This is a genomic window from Bacillus sp. Au-Bac7 (genome assembly GCF_021341655.1).
Lineage (GTDB): Bacteria > Bacillota > Bacilli > Bacillales > Cytobacillaceae > Niallia.
The window spans coordinates 63,056-86,210 of record NZ_JAJTTG010000004.1 but is presented as its reverse complement, the minus strand read 5'-3'; the positions used below and the strand labels follow the sequence as shown (position 1 = coordinate 86,210).

The window sequence follows — 23,155 nt, the reverse complement described above, 5'->3', positions numbered from 1 at the left end:
ATAACTCCTTACTTTCTTTTCTAATGACTGCTATCTTTTTTATAACATAAAAAGGATAAAGGTTCATTAAAAAATGATGTTAAAACGAAAGCACCCTTTTCAAGATAAGGATTCCTTTTCGTATTTCTTCTGGTGCTACACCTCCGTATCCTAGCACAGCAAGATGCTCATGACTTCCTTTACGCATGCTGTATTGCTCGACTGGATAGATGCAAACACCCTCTTCCTTCATTCTGTTCATTTTGTCCTCAGTGAAATAAACGCCTGGAAATTCTACCACTAAATGCATCCCTGCTGCTTTCCCGATAATTTTGGCATCCTCAAAGCAGCTATTGATTGCATCAACCAGCACCTGTCTGCGCTCTTGATAAATTTTTTTCATTTTGCGAATATGCCTCTCAAAATGTCCCTCTTTCATAAAGCGGGCAAGCACATATTGTTCGATTGACGATGTATGCCTGTCATTAAACCACTTCAGCTGTTGAAACTCTCTCAATAATGGATGTGGCAAAACGACGTATCCTATTCGCAAAGCTGGGGATAATATTTTGCTGAACGTACCAACATACAGGACACGCTCCTGATCAATACCCTGCATCGATGGAACAGGGGCACCTTCATAGGTAAATTCACTGTCATAATCATCTTCCACGATATAACAGCCTGTTCTTCGAGCATACTCAATCAGCATCAACCGTCTTTGAATAGACAATATTCCTCCTAAAGGAAATTGATGGGAAGGAATGACAAACAGGAAATCCGGCGCAGCTTCAGGCAATTGCTCAGGAATAATTCCATTTTCATCAACTGGCACTGGATATACTTTTGCTTTTGCCACTGAGAAAATATTCCTCATTTCATCTGCTACCGGGTCCTCTGAGGCGATAAATCCATCAGAAGTCAGCATCATTTCAGTAATAAGGCGCAATGCCTGGGTCGCACCTGATGTAATGATAATTTGATCTGGATCACACTTTACTCCCCGAGCTTTTCGCAAATACTGAGCAAGTACATTCCGAAGCTCTGGCACTCCGCGAGGATCACTGTAACCGAATATATGCTGGGGAGAGTCGATGCATACTTCTTTTGTGAGCTGGCCCCACTTTTTCCGTGGAAAATAATCGGTCGCCGGATTCCCGCCGCGAAAATCAATATATGGTTTTTCATAAGGAAAGGCTTGGTCCTTAGGACCCTCATGCTCCATATGCTTGATGGTAGTCAGCGCTGTACCCTTTGATACAAAGGTGCCTGCCTTTGGCTTAACTTCTAAAAAACCCTCCGCTATTAATCGGTCATACGCCTCCATAGCGATGTTCCGTGATACGCCGATTGTTGCTGAAAGCTCTCTTGTTGACAATAGCTTTTGTCCTTCTTTTAAGGTATTGCCAAGAATGCTACTTCTGATTTGTTCGTAAATTTGCTGCGTTAAAGAGATAGGGCTTGACCTGTCTACTGTAATGAATATCATAAATTAGCCACCTCGAAATGCTCTGGCACTATAAAAGTTTATAAATTGTGGTCCTACTATATACCAGAATAGCATGTTATGCTGTGGAAAACTATACAACGAAGGAGAAAACAATGAAAACTATCGGACTGATCGGCGGGCTTAGTTGGGAATCAACAGCAGACTATTATCATATTATCAATACATTAGTTAAGGAAGAATTAGGGGGATTAAACTCAGCAAAATGCTTGCTTTATTCCTTTAATATGGAGGAAATAGCCATTCTGCAACGGGAAGGAAAATGGGACTTAGCAGCCCAGAAGCTTGCTGATGCTGCCAAAACATTAGAAGCAGGCGGTGCAGATGTAATTCTTATCTGTACGAACACAATGCATAAAGTGGCAAATGAGGTGAAAGAAGCCGTTTCGGTTCCTCTCATTCATATCGCTGAATCAACAGCAAGAAGCATTACTGCCAAAGGGCTTAAAAAAGTCGGTTTACTTGGAACAAAATTCACAATGGAGCAAGGTTTCTACAGCAATATCCTTGAGGTCTTCGGAATTGAAACAATCATCCCGGAAGCTTGTGACAGAGAGGATGTTCACTCCATCATTTTTGACGAGCTATGCCAAGGACAATTTTTGCCTGAGTCAAAAGAGAGGTATTTGGATATCATTCGTAAGCTTATCGCAGAAGGTGCAGAAGGAATCATCTTAGGCTGTACAGAAATACCTCTATTAATTAAAGACGAAGATATAAACATTCCTTTATTTAATACAACCTATCTTCATTCTAAAGAGGCTGTTGACTTTTCATTTGGCAAATAATAAAAAACCACACCGTATTTATTAGAAGGCAATACGGTGTGGTTTTTACCATATAAAGAAAAAAATAATTGCTATTACTCGTTAAAGAATTCTTTGTCCTCAGCGATTGCTTTGCTTAATGTGGAAGCAATCGAAATATCATTAAAGGATAATCCTAGCTGAATGGCAGTTGTCGCGATTTCTGGTCTGATTCCAGACAGTGTGGAGTGAACTCCAATCAAGCTCAAGCCGTTAATCAGCTGGAAAATTTGATGAGCAACCATTGTGTCGATAATAATAACCCCAGACAAGTCTATAAACAGCTGTGTTACCCTCTTCTCAGCACACTGTTTAATTGTATTTTCCAAAATAGCAGCAGCCCGTGCTGTATCGATATCACCTACAAGCGGAAGCAAGGCACGGTTTTCACTGAGCAATATAACAGGTGAACTGAGTTCATTTATCATTTCCTGCTGTGCTCGAAGCTGTTTAATCGAGTTTTCATGGAATTGTTCCGTGAACTGCAGGATAACAATATCAAAAATCCGCACAATGCTGCGATTCCAAATAGTAATCCGTTCTTCTGGTATATCGTTTTTTTGCTTAAATTCCTCGACGAGCTGAAAGTATTGCTCTCTAGTCCGAATAAACTCCCTAATAATAAAATGGATAGGTGTCTCTAAATGCTCCTTATCAGAGGCAATGTCTACAACCCATTCACGGAACTCCTCAAGAAATTTTTCTTCTTCCTCAATAAATACTTTTGCTAAATAGTAATGAAAGTCGTTATTTTGCTTTTTTAATGTTTTAATGATTTCTGGATCTTCAGATGCATAAACTCCGTTAGGATCAGTCCTGTCCAAGTTTGCATACCAATCATCTGTCAATCTGTCAGCATTTTCAAGAAAATACTTATAAAGCTTTTCATTCTTTTGCAAAATATTCCCACCTATTCTAAAAAATTATGATTGGAAATTTTCAAAGGAAAAACCGTCCAATTTTAATATTTTCCTATTGTAGTAATCACTATTTAAAATTTTAATAATAAAGTGGGAATTAGGCAATTTTTTTAATCACAAATTTTTAAATATTAATCATAGAACTAAGCGAATTGTGTTCCCAGAAGGGTCCTTTACATAGTAAGCATCGTTCGTCTTTGTAATTTCAGCATCCATGCCCTCAAGTCTTGCTGCAATCTCATCTCTTGCTTCTTTGCTCGGAACCTTCAAGTCGAAGTATTTTAAGCCTGGATTATTGTCCTGCGGTGCAGGTGCACCGACACCATTCCATGTATTTAAGCCAATATGATGATGGTACTTGCCTGTAGAAATGAAAAAGGCTTGTGTTCCATATTTTTGCACAATATTAAAGCCTAATCCCTTCACATAAAAATCCGCTGTCTCTGCCAATTCAGCCACATGTAAATGAATATGCCCCATTTTTGTGTCTCTTGGCAAACCAAGCCACTGTTTATTTCTACCAGCATCTAGCACACCTTGCGCATCCAGCTGCAGTGTGTCCATTTTTACAAACTCATCTTCCCATGCCCATTGGTTTGCAGCACGGTCACGGTAAATTTCAATCCCATTCCCCTCTGGATCACCTAAATAAAGTGCTTCACTTACATTATGGTCAGAAGCTCCTTGCAATGGATAACCGCTCTCTAACAGATGCTGCAGCTGTGTGCCAAGATCCTCTCTTGTCGGCAGAAGCAAAGCAAAATGATACAGGCCAGTTGTGCGACGTCGCTTATCTTCTGCCTCTTTCAATTCTTCTAAATAAAGAAGCGCTGTCTTTCCATCTGCTGTTAAAGCTGCTTTACTGTCTGTTTGCTCTAGTACTTGAAACCCGATAATCTCCTTATAAAAGGTAATCATCTTCTGCAAATTTTTAACCTTTAACGTAACATTCTCTACATATAAATTAGGATACTCGTGAAAACTCAAGGGAACTCCTCCTGTCATTTTTGTTAACCTCACTTACTTTATGTAAGTAATTATATTTTAATAAACAATGATTGTAAAGTAAGTAATTTATAAATGATAATATTTTTACTTAAGGTAATAACTATTGTATAATAAAAAAAAGGAGTGAAATATCATGAATCCATCCGTCATTTGCCCAAGGTTTGAAAAAGCCATGGGACTGTTAAGTCAGCGTTGGACTGGTTTAATTATTTATCAGCTGCTGAATGGATCTCAGCGCTTCTGCACCATTGAATCATCTATTGGAATCAGCGGGCGGCTTCTTTCAGAAAGGCTTAAAGAATTAGAAAAACAAGGAATTGTCATCAGGGACGTTTACCCGGAAATTCCTGTGCGCATAGAATACTCTCTGACTGAAAAAGGCCGTTCCCTGCAGCCATTAATGAAAGAAATTGAAAAATGGTCTCAAGAATGGCTGGAAGCTTAAAACGAAGCAAGCAATGAGTATAGTATTCCCAATAGAGGATTAAGTACATGAAGAAAAGGCGAATGGTCTTATTATCCATTCGCCTTCTTTCTATTTATGAATACCTAGTCTTCATCCTTAATATCTTTATCTTCCGGTATCGGTTCGTTCGCTAGTTCCTGCATAAGCAGCTGATACTTTTCCAGCTGTTTAAAATGGGTTTTAAACTGATCTTTATAGATTAATACATTCCCGTCCTCATCATGCAGCACCCGAACTTTTCCTTGCAGTACTAGATTTTCCACATAAGACACAGACACAGATAAATATTCAGCCGTTTCTTCAATTGTTAAGTACATTGTTAACACTCCTCATCTGTTACTATAGCATGCCTGCTTCTCGCTAAACAAACAAATACTTATGCTTCATAAATAATATACATTCATTACTTTAATTTAATAATACATTAACGGTAGCTACATGCTTTCTGGGTATAGTAAAGGTGTAAGAAGCAATCATATCGGAGGGATGCAAAATGTTAAGCACAATCCTTAATGGTTTATTTCTAGCGGAATTAATCGGGATTTTCTCACTGATTTTTTATTGTTCCTTCTTTGCAAAGCCGAAAAACAGAAGAAATCTGTAAGGCGAATATGATTTAACTAACAAGTCCTCTTTTTCCTCAAAAAAAGAGCTTCTTTTTTTGTTTTGCAACAAATAAAGAAACTCCTCTTTAAAAATATACACTTCCTATTATATAGCCGTTTTCGTCGTGAAATTGTGACACCAATCCTCCAGTTCACTTTGCACCATTGGCTTGGCATAATAATACCCTTGCAGCACCTTGCACCCATCCACAGTGGACAAGTACGTTACTTGCTGCTCTGTTTCTACCCCTTCAATGACAATATTTAAATGCAGGGAATTACCTAAAGCAATGATTGCTTTCATAATTTCAGAGTCTTTTCGTGAGCCTGGAACTCCATCAACAAATGATTTGTCGATTTTCAATGTAGTGACTGGCAATCTCTTGAGATAAGATAAAGAGGAAACTCCTGTCCCAAAATCATCAAGGGCCACAGAAAAGCCGAAGTTACGGAATGCATGGACTGCTTGAATAGCACCCTCAATATTCTCAACCGCGCTCGTTTCCGTCATTTCAAGCTCCAGAAGCTCTGGATTAAACCCATACTTTGTAACACGGTCCTCTAAGTAGGACATCAGCCTTGGCGATGTTACATAGGGGCCAGGGATATTAACAGAAACAGGCTTTCTTGTTCCGTTTTTCTCCCATTCCGCAATCTGGCGGCATACTCTGTCTATGACCCAGTCTGTGACATCGAACATTTTATCAGCAGATTCTAAGATCGGAATAAAGACAGCTGGTGACAGGAATCCGTAAATCGGGTGATTCCAGCGCAATAAAGCTTCATGTCCTGTTATCTTATTTGAATGCATTTCCACCTTCGGCTGATACACGAGGTAAAACTGATCATTGCTCATCGCTTCTTCCACATCTGCGATTAGTGTTGTCTGGAAGGACTGAACATGAATGGCTGGATCATATGTGATTACTTCATGCTCATATTTAACAGAATGATGATTCAAAACAGCAAGGGCATTTTCATAAACTTGCGTTTCATCACGTTTTTTTTCAACAAGTGATATCGCAAAAACAGTCTTAATCATAATCATTCTGTCATTGATATTAAGAGCAGATGAAAGAATAGCACAAATTTGTTTTGCCATTTCTTCCATTTTTTTATTATCCTCTTTGCTTGTGCTGATAAACCCAAGCCTGTTACCCTCAATACGATAGACGGCAACTGTCTTCGGCTTCAGCTTAACAGTAATCTGTTCAATATAGCGGATGATTTCATCACCGAACTCAAAGCCGTATGTGTTATTCCATTTCTCCAAATCATGAATATGAAGAACAGCAAGTCCTTTAATATTTCCTGGAGTATGAATTATTTTCTCAAACTGTCTTCTGTTTGGCAGCCTTGTGAGGGAGTCAAAATAATTGAGGCGATAATCAACATACCGATCAAGCAATGCCGATAAACCAGAAATAAACAGCACAACAAACGTCCCGGCAGCAACGGATAGAATCAAGAAGCCAACATTCATTTCATGCATGCTGTTATTCAGCTGTACATCTGCATCAACATAGTATTTAACTGCATACATGCCTGTATAATGCATACTCGCAACAGCAAGGCCCATTATGATGGCTGTTATCAGCTTTAACACCAAGTTGTTCATAAATCTGTTCATCCGCGCAAAAATAAATAATGAGACAAATGAAACAATAATCGCGATTAGAACGGATAAAATAAAATAATTAAGCCGATACGTATATTGCACATCCTCCATAATCATCGCCATCATGCCAATATAATGCATGAGTGAAATCCCTAAACCCATAACAATTCCTGAGATGACAATCGATGTGACAGACTTACTCCCAGAACTTGTCATATAGAATGCCAGAAAAGATGCAAGCATTGCAGGCAATACAGATAGGACAGTCAAACCGAGGTGATAGTGCATCGAGGTTGGCAGCATCAAGGCACTCATTCCGATAAAATGCATGGACCAAATTCCGAATCCCATTGTAAAGGACGCAAGGGTCAGCCATACATAACGATGGAAAAAGCTGTTGTACCTTATACGCTCATTAATTGATATAGCAGTATAAGCTGAAATACACGCAATAATAATCGATAATGCTACTACAGGCATGGAATAATGGCCTTCTAAATAAACTACTTTACTGCTATCTGGCAATGTAAACATATTAATTCTCCCTCTTGATGGATTCAACAGATTAATAGTATTGTAGTTTATTTTGCCATTACAAACTTTAATCCTACGACTTTTATACTATTTATCTATGACTATATAGGATAATGGTTTGTTCTACAAGAGATGTAGCTACAGCATTTTCTTCCAATTTTGATAACTTTGTACTTCTCTTTACGTATGGCTATAAACAAGGAATTTCTCTCTCGAATCCTCATGCACTGCAGGCACGAAAAATTCAGCTTCCCTCACAAAGGACGGGTGCTCATCTAATAAGTAAATATACTCATCTGATGGATAATATAAGATGATTCTGATAGCTCGGGCATGCTGCTCTGCAGACAGTAAAATATTATTGATGACTTTCCGAAAGATCTGCACAGAAAAAGGATTAAAGAAATAAAAGATAGTATCATTAGGATGGATTGCGTAATCCTCTGCTTTACATAAGAGAAACTGTATTTGCTCTCCCTGCTTTTTCTTGTTAGCAAAATAGCTCGATTTATTGGTTATAGCCTCTGTATGGAACTGCTCATTCATCTCGATACCAATGCCTGTGGTTTGGAATAAATGGTGAAGCAAAAATAGCAGTCTCCCTTTCCCCGATCCGAAGTCAACAATACGATCTGCTTCTTTTAGCTTGTACTCCTCAAAAAATGCTGTCAAATACCCATATGGTGTCGGTTCATAACGGTGGTAATGGAAGGAGCTGTTGAAGCCTGCCTGCTCTCCTTCTGTCTTGATACGCAGTATTTTGTCATAATCTTTTCCCTTCATTCTCCCCGCTCCTTTCTTAACTGTTTAATCCTACAACCAACTATACACATAAACATATTATATACAAACAAAAAAAGGCTTTAGCCCTCTTTGGCTAAGCCTTCCTTATGCAAGCAAGTTATGAAATAAAGTATACTCTTGTCTCAAATGGTTTAAGAGCTGTTTTCTTGCGGAGCTTTTTATCCTTAACCTCATAATTAGTTAAAGCCAGCTCAGAATATTGATACACAAGCTCTGATGGAACCTTGAAAATGGTCGGCTTATCACTGAAGTTATTAATAATGATAGCCTTTCTTTTACCTAAAGTTCTCGTGTATACAAATAATCTTGGATGATTCGCCAAATAAAGCTGGTAGCTTCCGTAAGTGAACAGAGGGCTTCCTTTTCTCAGTTTAATCAGCTCTTTATAAAACGAAAGGATGGAATCAGGGTCCTGCTCTTGATTAGCTACATTGATTTCCAGATAATTAGGATTTACTCCTATCCATGTATGGTTTGATGTTGTAAAGCCAGCCATATTTTCTGCATTCCATTGCATCGGCGTCCGGGCATTATCACGGCCCTGCTTCCAGACAACCCTCATAATATCCTCGTGAGGAACTCCCTTTTCCGATTCCACTTTATAGAAGTTAACCATGCCAACATCATCATAATCATCAATAGAAGGGAATTGAACATTTGTCATGCCAATTTCCTGACCTTGATAAATAAATGGTGTTCCCTTCATTAAGAAATACATAGATGCAAGCATTTTCGCGCTCTCTTTCCAATAGCGCTTATCATTTCCCCAGGAAGACACCCTGCGCGGCTGATCGTGATTTTCGATAAACAAAGCATTCCAGCCTCGGCCTTCTAAACCCTTTTGCCATTTGGACAGCACCTTTTTTAAGGCAATAATATCGACTTTGTCTTCATCATCTTTATTCCATAAACTTAAGAACTCAAACTGAAATATCATGTTGAAATAACCGTTTTCTTCGCCTACCCATTTGTCCGCATCATCAAGGCCGACACCATTTGCTTCTCCGACTGTCATAATGTCATAGTTTTTGATTGTTTTATCAGCAAATTCTGTTAAGAACTCATCAATTCCGTGTACATTCATCATGTAAGGAAAACTCGGAACATATTCCAAATGGTCAGGATTGTATAAATCCGGCAAGCCTGGTGCTTTTTTAATATGAGAAATAGCATCAACCCGGTAACCGTCTATCCCCTTATCAAGCCACCAGTTAACCATGTTATAGAGAGCTTCCCGCACCTCAGGGTTTTCCCAGTTTAAATCAGGCTGTCTCCCCGAGAATATATGCATGAAGTATTGCTCTGTTTCCTCATCATATTTCCAGGCAGAGCCGCTGAAAATCGATTCCCAGTTATTCGGCTCTTTCCCATCCTTGCCATCTCTCCATATATACCAATCTCGTTTTGGATTGTCCTTAGATGAACGAGATTCAATAAACCAAGGATGCTCATCACTCGTATGATTAATAACCAAATCAAGTATAAGCTTCATCCCTCTAGCGTGTACCTCGTGAAGAAGCTCATCAAAGTCTTCCATCGTACCGAAATCCTCCATAATATCCTGATAATCTGAGATATCATAACCATTGTCATCATTCGGTGATTTAAACATCGGGGATAGCCAAATAACATCAATGCCTAACTCTTTCAAGTAATCAAGCTTGGAGGTAACTCCCTTTAAATCTCCCACTCCATCGCCGTTGCTGTCCATGAAGCTTCGCGGATATACTTGATAGGCTACGCATTCTTTCCACCATTTTTTGTTCATCTATATGCACCTCATCTATTTTAAAAAGTCCAAACACTCTGCTGGTTTACAAAAAAGCCTTTTTAATAATTGATATGTTTCCTTTATATTTTAAAGCATATCCCCCAGATTGAAACTGCTTACATTGAGCAAATAGGGTGGAATATATTGAACTTCCCTTTACCCTTATATTAGTGATTAAAACAATATAGACGTTACTTTTAATTTACTTTAACGTATTGGTGATTTGTGCATCTCTATATTCATTTGGAGTGACACCAACTGTTTTCTTAAACAGCTTGCGGAAGTACTTGTCATCCTGATAGCCTATCATACTGGCAATCTCATATATCTTTAGCGAGCTGTTTACAAGCAGGGATTTAGCCTTTTCAATCCTGATTTTCGTTAAGTAATCCGTAATGGTTACTTGGAATTCCTTTTTAAATTTTCTTGAGATATATTCCCTGCTGATAAAAAAGCGTTCGGAAAGCTCCTGTAATTTGACATCTCTGTTGAAATTCGCGTGCAAATACTTTTCAATCTCGTAGATGATGCTGCTTTCTTTCGTTGCAGAAGCCCGCTTCACCTTTTTCAGAAACACAGCAATTTCTCTTTTTATATATGTTTTATATGCTTCTAGCTGAAAGCTTCCATCTGACTCAAAAAAGCTATCTGTTCTGTTTTCAGCACTTTCCCATGCCTCCGGGAAAGCTATTTGATAGTTCTTATACCACCGTTCTCCGACGACTCTATATTCCTTCTCAAAATGTAAAAGCTGCTTCCATGATAGAAATCCATTTTCGGTATATTCTGCTGCAACTTGCTCTAATAATTCTCGAAAAGCACCAATTTCTCCTGTCTGCATCGCCATTTTAATCGCTGAGTTGTGCTTCATTAAACTTTTCCATTCTAGCTTTGGCAGCAAAGACCCGCTGTACACCCTAACTGCACGCTTTTCTAAAACATTCATGGAATATAGCAGCTCTTTCCCCGCCTCATAAGAGTCCATTAATTTCGCAAGCTCCCCGACAGGACCGCCAACTGCAATCGGACAGGAAACTTCAAATGTATGCTGAATTTTTTTATAAATTTCTGTGAGTAAAGGGTCAACATCCTCCGATTTATTCCACAGGATAATCGCGATTTCACCTTTATTAGCCAGATAGCGAAACGCAATCCCGCTCCTTCTTTCACTAAGTGCCTCCGTGATAATATTCAAGATGGAAAAGTAAGCTAACTCCCTGTCTCTGTTAAACTGTTCAATTGTTTTTTCTGTGATGCACATAACAGCAACCCTGTATTCACTTGCTAAATAGAATTGGAATTCGCGTAAGACCTCTTCATTGACAGATCTACTTGTTAAAAAATGGGTCAGCTTTCTGTCCCGGTATGCTGGCTTCATCTTATTAATAAGCTGATCTGAATTCACCTTCCTTTTCCTGTCCACTTCTTCTTCGTTCCATCTTTCCACGGCATTCTTCAGGGTATTATTTAATATCTCTGGATCTACAGGTTTTAGTAAATAATCAAAGCTGTTGAAATGAATGGCTTTTCGCATGTAATCATAGTCATCATAGCCTGTAATGACGACAGTCTTGCTAGTCGGCTGATTTTGCTTAATCCATTCCAGCAATTTCGTTCCATCCATTTTCGGCATCTTCATATCAGAAAAAATCAACTCTGGCTTGTAGCGTTCAATAAGCTCGATTGCATCTTCCCCATTGCTTGCCTCATAGATCTCATTAATATTGTTCTCTTCCCAATTTGCAAGAAGCCGAATGCCTTCCCTGACATGCTTTTCATCATCCACAATCAAAACTTTCATTGTTCCTGCACCCCATTAATTATCTTTGGAATATATATTTCTACCATGAATCCTTGATCTTCCTTACCGCTGATAATCATCTCAGCTTGATTTCCATAATAAATCTGGATTCGTTCATAAATATTCTTAAGTCCGATTGATTCCCTTTGTCCAGGTTCTGCTATATTCCCCTTCTTATAGAGCTTCTGCCTGATTTCCTGAAGCTCCTCCATGCTAGCTCCTTTACCATTATCACTGACCGACAAAACAATATAATCGTTCAATAACGAAGCTTGAATAGTGATTGTTGCCAGCTTAACTTGATCTGCAAACCCATGTTTAAAGCAGTTTTCAACGATTGGCTGCAAAATCATTTTCGGGACAAGGATATTTCCAAGGCCTGGTGATACATGGATATTGAATTCAAACTGTTCATCAAAGCGCTGCTTTTGCAGCGATAAATATGCTTGTACATGCTTTATTTCCATCGAAAATGGAACAATATCCTCCTGCATATTCATGCTGTACCGCATTATATTCGATAAGGATGTCAACAAGGAGTATACATTTGCTGCCTTCGACTTTAATGCAAGTGTACCTATCGACTGTAGGCTGTTATACAAAAAGTGAGGATTTATCTGAGACCGCAATACCCTCAGCTGTGACGCCTTATTTTCGATTTCTAACTTATACTCTTTATCAATCAGCAAGTTAATTTTTCCGATCATTGATTTAAAGTGCTTCCCAAGCATCCCGATTTCGTCATTGCCTAAAGAATCGAAGTCTGCTTCCAGCTGACCGCTTTCAACTTTTTTCATATTGGCAATCAGCACTTTAATCGGCGCTGTCACCTTTACCGATACGAGTGATGTGACCAACAGCACGATTGCCAAAGCAATAACTCCTATTAAACTATTCATAACAACCGTTTCTCTTGCAGTCTGGTATAAAATTGCATACGGAATACGTTTTGCTATATACCAGTCATTCTCTTGAACTGAGAACTTCTGGAATACGATTACACCGGAAAACTCGTCATCTTCCCACTCATAGCTTTGTTCTGCACGCGTATCAAGTATCTTTTCATACCAAGCCTCTGTCATTCCATTGCCAATTTCCTCTTTGGTTGAAGAATAGATAATCTTTTTCTTGTCATCAACAATATATAAATCCTCTTCTCCTGCTGTGTACAGGCGCTCGGCGATGCTCTCAATCCTCGAAAGATTGATGTCAATCGACAAATAACCGAGGAAATCCTCTGCAGGTATATTGCGGATTATATTATGAAAGCTTAAGACATTATTTTTCTCTGAATTGGGAATTTCAGAGATATTATTATAGCTGTAAATTTCATGCGGTGCTTCAATAAGAGAATAGTCCGCCTTGTTCGTCTTAAATTGCGCATAGTACGGATGGTCAAAAACATTTTCATACTTTACCCTGCCGCTGATTTTACTATGATAATTTGTATAAGAATCTTTCCCATTATCAATGTACAGATGCATCTGTTCAATTTCTGTTCTTGTGTTAAACAAGTACGCCAGCAGTCGTCTTACCTCCTCCTCATTAACAGAACTGTCATCCTCAATCCCATTTACAAGCACATTCATGAAAGGAGTATACCGGTACAATACAGAAGACATCTGCGCAATATCCTCTAAATAAACAGAAAGCTCCTCTTCTCCCTTTTTAATAAAGTCATAGTTAGTTGTGACAGACCTTTCCTTAATAGAGTCAATCGTATAATAATAGGTGATGATAATCCCCGTTCCAAAAGGAAGAATGGTCGCTATCATCAGCAGCAGTATCAGTTTTTTCCGGATTCCCCATCCCATTATTCTGGTCAGCAGTTCAAAGGTGTTCTCTCCTGACCTGCCCTCCCCTCTATATGTACGAGCATAAGTGTGGAAGTATGAGCAACTTTTATCTGCTTTGTGCACACTCTTCCTATTTAATATATCTCTATTATCATCACCGCGCCTAAAAAGGGCGGTTTAATATTTTCCACCCTTGTCGTCAATGTAAGCCGTTTCATAAAATCATTTTATAACTTACATTATACATACAGGAGGTGCGGAAAGTGAACAACCAAAATAAATTAGAGGAACATAATAATTCCACTATTGTTACACCTATTAACAGAAATACCAAAAAGCCTATTACAACAGCCAAGAAAAAGAGACTGAAAAATGCAGGGCTGTTCACACTATTTGTGGGTCCTGTGTTTCTCGCCTTTACCATTATTGTCTTAATCCCATTCTTTACCGGAATCTATTATTCTTTTACTGATTGGAACGGCATTACAGGACAAGTAAAATGGGTTGGACTGGATAATTTTAAATACTTGTTTACAGAGGATAAGCAATTTCAAGAGTCATTCCTGCTGACGACAAAGTATACAATTGTCGCCATTGTATTGACGAATTTAATTGGCTTCGGCTTAGCACTTTTAGTTACACAAATGCTGAAAACAAGAAATATTCTTCGGACAGTTTTCTTCATGCCGAATCTTCTTGGAGGCTTATTGCTAGGATTCATCTGGCAGTTCATCTTTGTAAGAGGCTTCGCTTCAATTGGAGAGTTAACTGGCATTCCGCTCTTTGAGCTGGCATGGCTCGGAGATGCAAATACCGCATTCTGGGGAATTGTTATTGTCAGCGTCTGGCAAGGTGCTGGATATATTATGATTATTTACATTGCTGCATTACAAAATGTTCCGCAAGAGCTTATTGAAGCAGCTAAGATTGACGGAGCAAATAAATGGCAAATATTGCGTCATATCACTTTACCTTTAGTTGCGCCAGCGGTAACAATCTGTCTGTTCTTAACAACTGCGTCTTCCTTCAAAATCTTTGACGCAAACCTGTCCCTGACAAATGGTGGCCCATTTAAGTCAACAGAAATGTTAGCGCTTAACATTTACACAGAAGCATTTGTTAACAACCGCTACGGAATTGGCGAAGCAAAAGCATTAATATTCTTCCTTGTTGTGGCAACAATCTCTGTCCTTCAAGTTACACTGTCTAAGAAGAAGGAGGTTGAATCCTAATGGGCAGCAAATATACTGGAAAAACCTTTATTCTGGAAATATTCGCGATACTGATTGGACTTGTGTTTCTCGTACCATTCTATTATGTAATCGCCAACTCCTTAAAGCCATTTGCTGAAATTTTGACGAATACATCAGCATTGCCTAAGGTGCTTCAGTTCCAAAACTATGTAAGTGCATTTGAAAAGCTTGATTACTTAAAGGTACTAAGCAACTCTTTAATTATCACCATCGCAAGCAATATTGTATTAGTTGTGTTCTGTTCAATGGCTGCGTATATGCTTGTAAGGACTAAAAAGAAAATTTCTAATATCATCTTTATGTCCTTTGTTGCTGCAATGATTATCCCGTTCCAATCCATCATGATTCCATTAATTAAGACAGCCGGCAACCTGAACTTGCTGAACAGCATCTGGGGGCTTGTCATCATGTACTTAGGATTTGGATCAGGTATGACTATCTTCTTATATCACGGATTCATTAAAGGAATACCAGTGGAATTAGAAGAAGCTGCAATTATCGATGGATGTTCACGTTTCGGTTTATTCTGGCGCATCGTCTTCCCGCTGTTAAAGCCAATCACTGTAACAATTGTTATCCTTAACAGCTTATGGATTTGGAATGATTATCTGCTTCCATCCCTTGTCTTGCAGAATCCAGAATTGCGGACAATTCCTTTGGCTACCTTCTTCTTCTTTGGCCAATATACAAAGCAATGGGATCTAGCACTAGCCGCATTAATGCTCGGCATCATTCCATTATTGATTTTCTTCTTTGCGATGCAAAAACATATTATCAAAGGTATCACAAGCGGTTCTATCAAATAAGCACAGCTACATTCGGGATCAGCCTCCATCCTTTTTAAAGGATGGAGATCCATATAAAATTTTTCCTAAAATTCAGGAGGGGAAACCAATGGGTTTTAAATTCAAAAAATATTCACTAGCAGCAGGTGTATTATCAGCAACACTTCTTCTTGCAACAGCATGTTCTAATGAAACTGCTTCTGATAGCTCAGGCAGCAAGGACGGAAAAGTAGTTGTTGATATATTCAACGGGAAAGTTGAAATTGCTGATCAATTAAAAGCATTAACAGATGCATATACAAAAGAACATCCTGACGTATCCTTTAATATCGAATCTGTCGGAGGCGGTGCAGACGGAGCAGCTGCTCTGAAAGCTAAATTTGCTTCTAATAAAGCTCCAGATATTTTTGGTAATGGCGGCTACCAGGAAGCAATTACTTGGAAGGATAAGCTCGAGGATTTATCTGATCAGCCATGGGTGAAGGATGCTTATGAAAGTGCCTTAGTTCCAATGACAATTGATGGGAAACTTTACGGTCAGCCAGTAAACTTAGAAGGTTACGGCTTCGCTTATAATAAAGAGCTATTCAAAAAAGCAGGCATCACAGACCTTCCTACTACTTTCACTGAGTTAGAAGCAGCAGCAGAGAAACTAAAATCTGCGGGCATTACTCCTTTCTCAATCGGCTATGGCGAGTGGTGGGTGCTTGCAAACCACGGCTTGAATGTACCTTTTGCCTATCAAGATGATGCAGATGCGTTCATTAAAGGCTTGAATGATGGCACGAGCAAGATTGAGGGCAATGAGTATTTTAACAAGTACTTTGATCTATTGGACTTGACACTGGATAATGGTAACAAAAATCCTTTAACAACTGACTATAATACACAGGTCACTTTATTCGCTACAGGTGAAGCAGCAATGATTCAACAAGGAAACTGGATTCAGCCGATGCTGGATAAATTGAGCCCTAATATGGAAGTCGGCTTTATTCCAATGCCGCTTAGCGATGATGAAGCACAATCAGACAAATTGATGGTAGACGTTCCAACTAACTGGGTTGTTCACAATGGCGCTCCAGATGCTGATAAAGAAGCGGCTCTAGATTTCTTAAACTGGACTGTTACTTCTGATACAGCTAAAACAATGTTAGTAAAAGACTTCAAATATGTACCTGCATTCAAAACAATTGAAGCAAGTGCTGATGATATCGGTCCATTAGGCGCAGAGATTCAAAAGTATTCTCAAGAAGGCAAAACATACACTTGGCAGTTCATGAAATATCCAGACGGTGCTGGCCAAGAATTTGGTTCTAGCCTGCAAGCTTATGTAGGCAAAGAAAGTACAAGAGAAGAAACAATGAAAGCACTTGATGAAACTTGGAATAAGCTGAAGAAATAATTTTACAGCAATAAAAAGCAGTGTTTCTTTTATGAGAAACACTGCTTTTTCGTATGTAGACTAAGTATGAATACAAAAGATGATATAAAGGGCAGTCAGCGGAAAATCCTCCCTAGTTTGCTCCGTTAATTAAACGATAGTATTAAAGCAGTGTTCTCCCTCACAGAGACACACTGCTTTTTTAATTAACCTATAGTCTTCAAAGCTTCACAAACTTGTTATGAAAAGTTGATAGTTTTGTCATAGTTTCTTCATAATTAGAGGGTACAATAAGAATATGTTAAGACACTAACTCTTTTTCAAGTTCCCCCTTGAAATAGATATATTTGAAATCCAGCTAAGTAATTAGCTGGATCTTTTTTTGTATTAGAATGCTGGCAACGCTGAATCTTTATAGTCTTCCTCTAAGAATTTCTTCACTTCAGGTCCAGTCATTTTTTCTGCTAGAAGCTTGATTGCTTCAGAATCGGCATTATCCTCTCGTGCTACGAGCGTGATGGCAAATGCAGACTCTACTCCTTCTGTTAATAGAGCGTCTTTGTTCGGCTTCAAGCCTAGCGGTTCTGCATAAGCAGGCGTCATGATTGTAAGGTCTGTATCTTCATAGACACGTGCCAGCATAAGTAAGTCTACTTTTTTGATTTCAAAGTTATGTTTGTTTTCAGCGATATCTGCTTCTGTTGCAGTCGTACTAGTTGCACCATCTTTTAACTTAATCAGCCCGTATTTGTCCATAAGCGCAAGAGATCTGCTGATATTTGTCGGGTCATTCGCAATTGCAACAGTAGCTCCATCCGGGAGGTCTTCCAATGATTTATACTTAGGAGAATATCCTCCATATACTGCATGGTAGATTGGCTGTACTGCTACTAAATCTGCATTTGAGTTTTGATTGTACTGCTCCATATAAGGAACATGCTGAAAGAAGTTAGCATCGACCTCTTTGTTTTGCAGGGCATTATTTGGTTGAACATTATCGTTAAGAACAACAATCTCCAAATTAATGCCTTCCTCTTTCATCAGCGGCTTTGCTATTTCCAATATGTCTGTCATCGGAGGAATTAAGGAAGCCACTTTAAGTGTCTGTTCCTTTTTCTCTTCCTTTGGCTCTTCTTTATCTGCATTGCTTGCGCATCCTGCAAGGCATAGGACACTAAACAAAATAAACATCATGATTTTTTTCATTTATATACCCCTCTGTCTTTCTCCATTATTTTCTGGCTCCATGACCAGAAGTAATTATAGCATGAATCAGTTATTTTTGAGAATAATTCTCAAATATTCCTAAATTTCATACAAAGACAAAAAAGGTGCAAAGCGCGAGCTTTGCACCTGAACTTTATTAGTCAAGGATTTTCACTTTTACTGTTTTTCGGCCCCAGGCCTTCGCTTTTTTGTTGTTAGGCATGAGAACATCAATTTTGTGACCTTTAATGGCACCGCCAGTGTCACCTGCAATTGCTTCTCCATAGCCTTCAACCCATACTTTAGTGCCTAGTGGAATAACAGACGGGTCAACCGCAATCAGCTTCATGTTCGCATTCTTTTTAATGTTATACCCTAGCGCAGTATAATCAGACTTCGTGCTCTCATGGCTGTACGCTGTTGCAGAGACATAGATTGTCTTTGAACTGCTGCTTTCTTCTTTTGAAGAAGAACTTGAATTGTTTTTACCTTTTGATTTTGATACAGATGAAGAGGAAGATTTCGGCGCCTCCGTTGTTTCAGCAGAAACTGCTGTTTGCTGCTGTACAATCGCTTTTTTGCGAGCCTCAGCCTCTTGTTGCTGCTTCTTAATTGATTCTTCGGCTTTCTTCAAATCTGCTTGAATTGCTACCTTTTCTGACTCCGCAATCTCAATTTCTTTCGAGATGCTTTCGTATTCCTTATTAGCCTTCTCTACAGCTGCCTGTCTTTTTTCGAGATTCTCTTCTAGAGCTGCTTGATTTTCAGCTAAAGACTCATAACTCTCCTGCAGTTCTGCTTCTTTTGCATCAATATCCTTTTTCTCTGCTTCAATCGTCTCAAGATCCTGCTGCTGCTGTTCCAGAAGGTCTTTATCTCCATTATAGAAAGCTGATACAGCTGCTGCACGATCTAAGAAATCGGATAAATCTTGAGCATTAAGTATAACTTCCATAATTATGTTTGTTTTATCTGTGTTTTGTAAGGTTACGAGTCTATCTTTCATAACATCCTTACGTTCTAATACTTTATCTTCTAAAACAACTATCTGTTCTTTCTTCTCTTCTATCTTTTGTTTCGTTTCTTCTATCTTGCTTTCGATGCTTGAAATCTCATTTTTACTTGCCTCTAATTGGCTTTCTGTAGATTTCAGCTCGTCTTGAACAGCTTGAAGCTCTTTTGATGCCTGCTGCTGTTCTTGCTCTTTTTCGTCGAGCAATTTATCTTTCTCTTCTAGTTTGCTTTTACCATTTGTAAGTGTTTCTTGACTCGTTTCTGCATGTGCCATCAATGTAGTTGAAAAGAATGAAGCACATATTAATGATAAAACCATCATCTTTTTTATCAGACTCATCTTAAAACCCCTTTCCATTAAGTTATAACATATGAAAGGGGGTGTTAAATTACAATTCTATTAAATTCGCAAGTCAATTCCTTTAAAAAACGCTTACATGCTAGAACATACTGCTATAAATGGGTTTAATTCCTATTAAAAATACTACTATTTACCAAGCTGCCTAGTTAGATTACATCTTAAAATTCTTAACAAGGGCAGATAGATTATTAGCTTCTGACAGCATCTTATTCGTCCTCGCAAAGATATGTTCAAGCTCAGAATCCTGCTCCTGAAGCGATCCAGACGAAGAAACTGCTCCTGCAGCAAAGGTTTGGGAGGCTTCTGCAGCTTCTTCCACGCCCGCTTTTATCTCCTTTGAGCCAGCCATTAAGTCTGCGAGTGTGTTGGATATTACAGCAATGTTACAAACCATGTCTTCTACCTCTGATTTGATCGTTTCAAGCCCTTCGCCAGTTTTCCTTATTTTCGCCGTTCCATCCTCTAATTCTTGGAAACCGTCCTTAAGAGAGCGAGAAACTGCTTCAGAAACATTTTGCACAGCTATTACAGTACTGTTTATTTCTACTAACGAATCTTCCACTTGATTGGCGAGTTTTCTGACCTCATTTGCGACTACCGCAAAACCCCTGCCTGCCTCACCAGCTCTAGCTGCCTCAATTGCCGCATTTAATGCTAATAGATTGGTTTGAGCCGCAATCCCTTTAATGGACTCAACAAGTGTATGAATATTTCTTGTCTTTTCTTCCATTCCCAGCACTTCTTCATATGTGTTTTTGATCATTTCATAAACAATATTCGTCTGTTTAATAGATTCCTTCATCGATTCATGGCCGCTCCGTGTCACAGAGAGTACTTTTGCTGAGCCTTCGTTCACCATTGCTCCATTATCTGCTGCCACTCCTAGCTGGGTATTAAAAGAATTATATGCAGCGATCAGCTGGCCTGTCCCTTCTCCCTGTTTTTCTGCACTGACTGACAGTGCTGCCATCGTTTCAGAAATTTGCTGACTGGAATGTTTCACATTGGATGAACTGTGAGCAAGCTCCTCACTGTTCTTATGGACAGAGACAGCTGCAGTTCCAATGCCATTCACCATTTTCCTTAAGCTGTCAACCATACCGCTGATTGCCTTCTCCAGCTGGCCTATTTCATCCTTGCCATCATAAGTGGACACATCCTCCTCCAAGTCACCTTGTGCGACCCGTTTGGCCCTTCCTACAATCCTTGCCAAGTTGTTTTTAAGTGACCGGGATACAAAGAAGACAAACACGCCGCTGAAAATCGCAGACAAAGCTGCGGCGCCGATTATCAGCCAAACAAACAGCGTCATACTTTGCTCCATATTCTGCATCGTATTATTCCTGTCTGCTTCCACATCCTGGATTAAATCCTGAAGTGTTGCTGCATTTTCCTCGCGAAGCTGAGCTATTTCCATCCTCGCATCTGTATATATCTGTTCATCGAGCCTGACAACAGCAGGTGCGACAACACTGATGAACAGCTCATCAATTCGTTTATTATTTACCTCTATTTTCTTTGTCAGCTGCTGCTGTTCCTTATTGTCCAATGTCTCATTTAAGCTTTCTAGCGATACATTTAGTTCATTCCGAAGTTCCCGATAGCTTTTAATATCATCTTCTTTTAAGAAGGTGATATAGTCTGCAATCCGAATATCCTTTGCTCTGATAAGTGAGCCTATCTCCTCAATTGCTGCCGCCTTTTCGCCTTGATTCTTAATATTGACTGTTTTTGCCCAAACCATGTTGAGCAGGAAAATGACAATAACAGTTGTAGCAAAGAAAAGAATGGCATTAAAACCGAACAGTAAATAAAGCTTGGAACGGATTTGAATGTCTTTCCATTTAAAGATGTTTTTCACCTTTTCAAGACTTTTTTTCTTAAACCATGCCCGCTTGGCAGTATTACTTTTTTTCTTAGTTTTCAGCTTCCATTTCCATTTACCAGACATGACTTTCCTCCTGCAAATAATGATAAATAAGACAATATACCCACTTACCAATATGCAGGATTTAGCGCTCATTATCTACAAATTTACAGAAATTTTACACATTAATTACATAAAAAAAACCAGCAGAAAACTCTGCTGATTAATTATTCAAATCGTATCTTTTTCCTGTCACTAAATAGATGACATTCTCGGCAATATTTGTGACATGGTCACCGATTCTTTCAATATATCTGCAAACAAATGCTAGCTGTGTTACCTGCTTTGTTTCAGACGGATTTTCACGGATATAGCCCATTAATTCTTGGATGAGTCTGCCGTACATAGCATCAATTTCGTCATCCTTTTCTGCGCTTGCTTTGGCAATAACCGTATCCTCTGTATAGAATGCTGTCAAGGATTCTCTCAGCATATTTAAAGCCTTCTCCATCATTTGCGGGATTTCTACTATGTCTTTAATATGCTGCTCCTTGCCAATATGAATCGTTGATTTGGCGATGTTAACAGCCATGTCGGCAATCCGCTCGACTTCAGACGAAATTTTGAGGGCAACAATAATCTTTCTTAAATCTGTTGCTACAGGTGATTCTTTTGCGATTAACAAGATTGCCTGATCATTGATTTTATTTTCCATCTCATCAATCTTGTTATCTCCTTCTATCACTTCTTCCGCCTTTTGCAAATCTTGGTTAATCAAGGATGCCATTGCTTTCTTTAAGGCATATTCCGATTCCTCTGCCATATCTAAAAGGCTTTGCTTCAATTCTTTAAGATTGCTGTCAAAATTCGTCCTAGTGTTCATTCATCGCACCCCAATTTATCCGAAACGTCCGGAAATATAGTCTTCAGTTCTTTGGTCAGCTGGTCTTGAGAAAATTTTAGATGTTTCATCAATCTCAACAAGCTCTCCCATTAAGAAAAACGCCGTCTTGTCAGATACACGTGCTGCCTGCTGCATATTATGTGTAACAACAACAATTGTATATTTTTCTTTCAGTTCAAGCATCAGCTCTTCTATCTTCAATGTTGAAATCGGGTCAAGTGCAGATGTCGGCTCATCCATCAACAGCACATCCGGCTTTGTCGCAAGAGCTCTTGCGATACAAAGGCGCTGCTGCTGTCCACCAGATAGCCCCATAGCAGGACTATGCAGACGGTCTTTTACCTCATCCCAAAGTGCAACGTCACGAAGTGATTTTTCCACAATCTCTTCTAATGCTTTTTTTCGTTTTTCACCGTGAATCTTCGGACCATAAGCCACATTTTCAAAAATGGACTGCGGAAATGGATTTCCCTTTTGGAACACCATTCCGACATTTTTACGAAGATCGACGAGGTCGATTTTTTTATTGATGATATTTTTGTTCTTATAGTTGATTTCCCCAGACATCTTAACACTCGGTACCATGTTAATCATCAAGTTTAACGTTTTGATGAATGTTGATTTTCCGCAGCCGGAAGGACCGATAATAGCTGTAACCTCATTACGGTTTATTGGAAAATTGATATTTTTTAATGCATGGTGGTCACCATACCAAAGGTTTAAGTCATTTATTTCAAATACAGGTGCTTGCGCAACAACAGTTGACATG

Annotated in this window: 19 protein-coding genes; 5 read left to right on the top strand and 14 right to left on the bottom strand. The window is 39.0% G+C overall.

Going from position 1 to position 23,155, the window contains the following annotated elements; all coding sequences use genetic code 11:
* Window positions 1-79 precede the first annotated feature (79 nt).
* On the bottom strand, window positions 80-1,468 hold the full coding sequence (pdxR, locus tag LXM54_RS16040) for a MocR-like pyridoxine biosynthesis transcription factor PdxR (protein WP_233316268.1): 1,389 nt from the start codon (window positions 1,466-1,468) through the stop codon (window positions 80-82).
* Between the two features lie 113 nt (window positions 1,469-1,581).
* Here pdxR and LXM54_RS16035 point away from each other — a divergent pair, with 113 nt between their 5' ends.
* Window positions 1,582-2,274 carry an aspartate/glutamate racemase family protein gene (locus tag LXM54_RS16035; RefSeq protein ID WP_233316267.1) on the top strand — a complete coding sequence of 231 codons (693 nt, stop codon included), beginning with the start codon at window positions 1,582-1,584 and terminating at the stop codon, window positions 2,272-2,274.
* 74 nt (window positions 2,275-2,348) lie between these two features.
* Here LXM54_RS16035 and LXM54_RS16030 read toward each other — a convergent pair whose 3' ends face one another.
* Complete coding sequence (locus tag LXM54_RS16030) at window positions 2,349-3,191, bottom strand: STAS domain-containing protein (protein ID WP_233316266.1); 843 nt, start codon at window positions 3,189-3,191, stop codon at window positions 2,349-2,351.
* Between the two features lie 156 nt (window positions 3,192-3,347).
* Window positions 3,348-4,199 (bottom strand): VOC family protein, encoded by an 852-nt coding sequence (locus tag LXM54_RS16025; protein WP_233316265.1) that lies wholly within the window; start codon window positions 4,197-4,199, stop codon window positions 3,348-3,350.
* A 154-nt stretch (window positions 4,200-4,353) separates the two neighbouring features.
* On the opposite strand from LXM54_RS16025, the gene LXM54_RS16020 reads away from it, so the two are divergent.
* On the top strand, window positions 4,354-4,665 hold the full coding sequence (locus tag LXM54_RS16020; RefSeq protein ID WP_233316264.1) for a winged helix-turn-helix transcriptional regulator: 312 nt from the start codon (window positions 4,354-4,356) through the stop codon (window positions 4,663-4,665).
* A 104-nt stretch (window positions 4,666-4,769) separates the two neighbouring features.
* Here the strand turns inward: LXM54_RS16020 and LXM54_RS16015 are convergent, their stop codons facing one another.
* The 6 genes from LXM54_RS16015 to LXM54_RS15990 form a co-directional block, all read right to left on the bottom strand.
* Complete coding sequence (locus tag LXM54_RS16015) at window positions 4,770-5,003, bottom strand: excisionase family DNA-binding protein (RefSeq protein ID WP_233316263.1); 234 nt, start codon at window positions 5,001-5,003, stop codon at window positions 4,770-4,772.
* A gap of 394 nt (window positions 5,004-5,397) precedes the next feature.
* A complete protein-coding gene (locus tag LXM54_RS16010; RefSeq protein ID WP_233316262.1) occupies window positions 5,398-7,443 on the bottom strand; it encodes a bifunctional diguanylate cyclase/phosphodiesterase in 2,046 nt (681 codons plus the stop codon).
* A 180-nt stretch (window positions 7,444-7,623) separates the two neighbouring features.
* Window positions 7,624-8,226, bottom strand: coding sequence for an SAM-dependent methyltransferase (locus LXM54_RS16005; protein ID WP_233316261.1), 603 nt, complete (start codon window positions 8,224-8,226; stop codon window positions 7,624-7,626).
* Window positions 8,227-8,344: 118 nt separating this feature from the next.
* Window positions 8,345-10,015 (bottom strand): glycoside hydrolase family 13 protein, encoded by a 1,671-nt coding sequence (locus LXM54_RS16000; protein ID WP_233316260.1) that lies wholly within the window; start codon window positions 10,013-10,015, stop codon window positions 8,345-8,347.
* 205 nt (window positions 10,016-10,220) lie between these two features.
* Window positions 10,221-11,819: a response regulator gene (locus LXM54_RS15995; RefSeq protein WP_233316259.1), complete on the bottom strand. Its 1,599-nt coding sequence runs from the start codon at window positions 11,817-11,819 to the stop codon at window positions 10,221-10,223.
* Complete coding sequence (locus LXM54_RS15990; RefSeq protein ID WP_233316258.1) at window positions 11,816-13,633, bottom strand: cache domain-containing sensor histidine kinase; 1,818 nt, start codon at window positions 13,631-13,633, stop codon at window positions 11,816-11,818. Before LXM54_RS15990 ends, LXM54_RS15995 begins: the two co-directional genes overlap by 4 nt.
* A gap of 245 nt (window positions 13,634-13,878) precedes the next feature.
* Here LXM54_RS15990 and LXM54_RS15985 point away from each other — a divergent pair, with 245 nt between their 5' ends.
* The 3 genes from LXM54_RS15985 to LXM54_RS15975 all read left to right on the top strand — a co-directional run bounded on the left by LXM54_RS15985 (window position 13,879) and on the right by LXM54_RS15975 (window position 17,055).
* On the top strand, window positions 13,879-14,847 hold the full coding sequence (locus LXM54_RS15985) for a carbohydrate ABC transporter permease (RefSeq protein WP_233316257.1): 969 nt from the start codon (window positions 13,879-13,881) through the stop codon (window positions 14,845-14,847).
* Window positions 14,847-15,674 carry a carbohydrate ABC transporter permease gene (locus LXM54_RS15980; protein WP_233316256.1) on the top strand — a complete coding sequence of 276 codons (828 nt, stop codon included), beginning with the start codon at window positions 14,847-14,849 and terminating at the stop codon, window positions 15,672-15,674. The genes LXM54_RS15985 and LXM54_RS15980 overlap by 1 nt, the downstream gene beginning before the upstream one ends.
* Before the next feature lie 88 nt (window positions 15,675-15,762).
* A complete protein-coding gene (locus tag LXM54_RS15975) occupies window positions 15,763-17,055 on the top strand; it encodes an ABC transporter substrate-binding protein (RefSeq protein ID WP_233316255.1) in 1,293 nt (430 codons plus the stop codon).
* Window positions 17,056-17,421: 366 nt separating this feature from the next.
* On the opposite strand, the gene LXM54_RS15970 is transcribed toward LXM54_RS15975, so the two are convergent.
* The 5 genes from LXM54_RS15970 to pstB form a co-directional block, all read right to left on the bottom strand.
* A complete protein-coding gene (locus LXM54_RS15970) occupies window positions 17,422-18,240 on the bottom strand; it encodes a MetQ/NlpA family ABC transporter substrate-binding protein (protein WP_233316254.1) in 819 nt (272 codons plus the stop codon).
* 157 nt (window positions 18,241-18,397) lie between these two features.
* Window positions 18,398-19,594, bottom strand: coding sequence for a 3D domain-containing protein (locus LXM54_RS15965; protein ID WP_233316253.1), 1,197 nt, complete (start codon window positions 19,592-19,594; stop codon window positions 18,398-18,400).
* Between the two features lie 172 nt (window positions 19,595-19,766).
* A complete protein-coding gene (locus LXM54_RS28545) occupies window positions 19,767-20,927 on the bottom strand; it encodes a methyl-accepting chemotaxis protein (RefSeq protein ID WP_442780502.1) in 1,161 nt (386 codons plus the stop codon).
* 778 nt (window positions 20,928-21,705) lie between these two features.
* Window positions 21,706-22,365 carry a phosphate signaling complex protein PhoU gene (gene phoU / locus LXM54_RS15955; RefSeq protein ID WP_233316251.1) on the bottom strand — a complete coding sequence of 220 codons (660 nt, stop codon included), beginning with the start codon at window positions 22,363-22,365 and terminating at the stop codon, window positions 21,706-21,708.
* A gap of 15 nt (window positions 22,366-22,380) precedes the next feature.
* Window positions 22,381-23,154, bottom strand: coding sequence for a phosphate ABC transporter ATP-binding protein PstB (pstB, locus tag LXM54_RS15950; RefSeq protein WP_233316250.1), 774 nt, complete (start codon window positions 23,152-23,154; stop codon window positions 22,381-22,383).
* Window position 23,155: the final 1 nt, after the last annotated feature.

Bases quoted from the DNA above. Each gene is read 5' to 3' on its own strand.
- LXM54_RS15975 (WP_233316255.1), top strand. From the start codon at position 15,763: ATGGGTTTTAAATTCAAAAAATATTCACTAGCAGCAGGTGTATTATCA.
- LXM54_RS16000 (WP_233316260.1), bottom strand. From the start codon at position 10,015: ATGAACAAAAAATGGTGGAAAGAATGCGTAGCCTATCAAGTATATCCG.
- pdxR (WP_233316268.1), bottom strand. From the start codon at position 1,468: ATGATATTCATTACAGTAGACAGGTCAAGCCCTATCTCTTTAACGCAG.
- LXM54_RS15995 (WP_233316259.1), bottom strand. From the start codon at position 11,819: ATGAAAGTTTTGATTGTGGATGATGAAAAGCATGTCAGGGAAGGCATT.
- pstB (WP_233316250.1), bottom strand. From the start codon at position 23,154: ATGTCAACTGTTGTTGCGCAAGCACCTGTATTTGAAATAAATGACTTA.
- LXM54_RS15970 (WP_233316254.1), bottom strand. From the start codon at position 18,240: ATGAAAAAAATCATGATGTTTATTTTGTTTAGTGTCCTATGCCTTGCA.
- LXM54_RS16015 (WP_233316263.1), bottom strand. From the start codon at position 5,003: ATGTACTTAACAATTGAAGAAACGGCTGAATATTTATCTGTGTCTGTG.
- phoU (WP_233316251.1), bottom strand. From the start codon at position 22,365: ATGAACACTAGGACGAATTTTGACAGCAATCTTAAAGAATTGAAGCAA.
- LXM54_RS16020 (WP_233316264.1), top strand. From the start codon at position 4,354: ATGAATCCATCCGTCATTTGCCCAAGGTTTGAAAAAGCCATGGGACTG.
- LXM54_RS16010 (WP_233316262.1), bottom strand. From the start codon at position 7,443: ATGTTTACATTGCCAGATAGCAGTAAAGTAGTTTATTTAGAAGGCCAT.
- LXM54_RS16035 (WP_233316267.1), top strand. From the start codon at position 1,582: ATGAAAACTATCGGACTGATCGGCGGGCTTAGTTGGGAATCAACAGCA.
- LXM54_RS16005 (WP_233316261.1), bottom strand. From the start codon at position 8,226: ATGAAGGGAAAAGATTATGACAAAATACTGCGTATCAAGACAGAAGGA.
- LXM54_RS15990 (WP_233316258.1), bottom strand. From the start codon at position 13,633: ATGGGATGGGGAATCCGGAAAAAACTGATACTGCTGCTGATGATAGCG.
- LXM54_RS28545 (WP_442780502.1), bottom strand. From the start codon at position 20,927: ATGACGCTGTTTGTTTGGCTGATAATCGGCGCCGCAGCTTTGTCTGCG.
- LXM54_RS15965 (WP_233316253.1), bottom strand. From the start codon at position 19,594: ATGAGTCTGATAAAAAAGATGATGGTTTTATCATTAATATGTGCTTCA.
- LXM54_RS15980 (WP_233316256.1), top strand. From the start codon at position 14,847: ATGGGCAGCAAATATACTGGAAAAACCTTTATTCTGGAAATATTCGCG.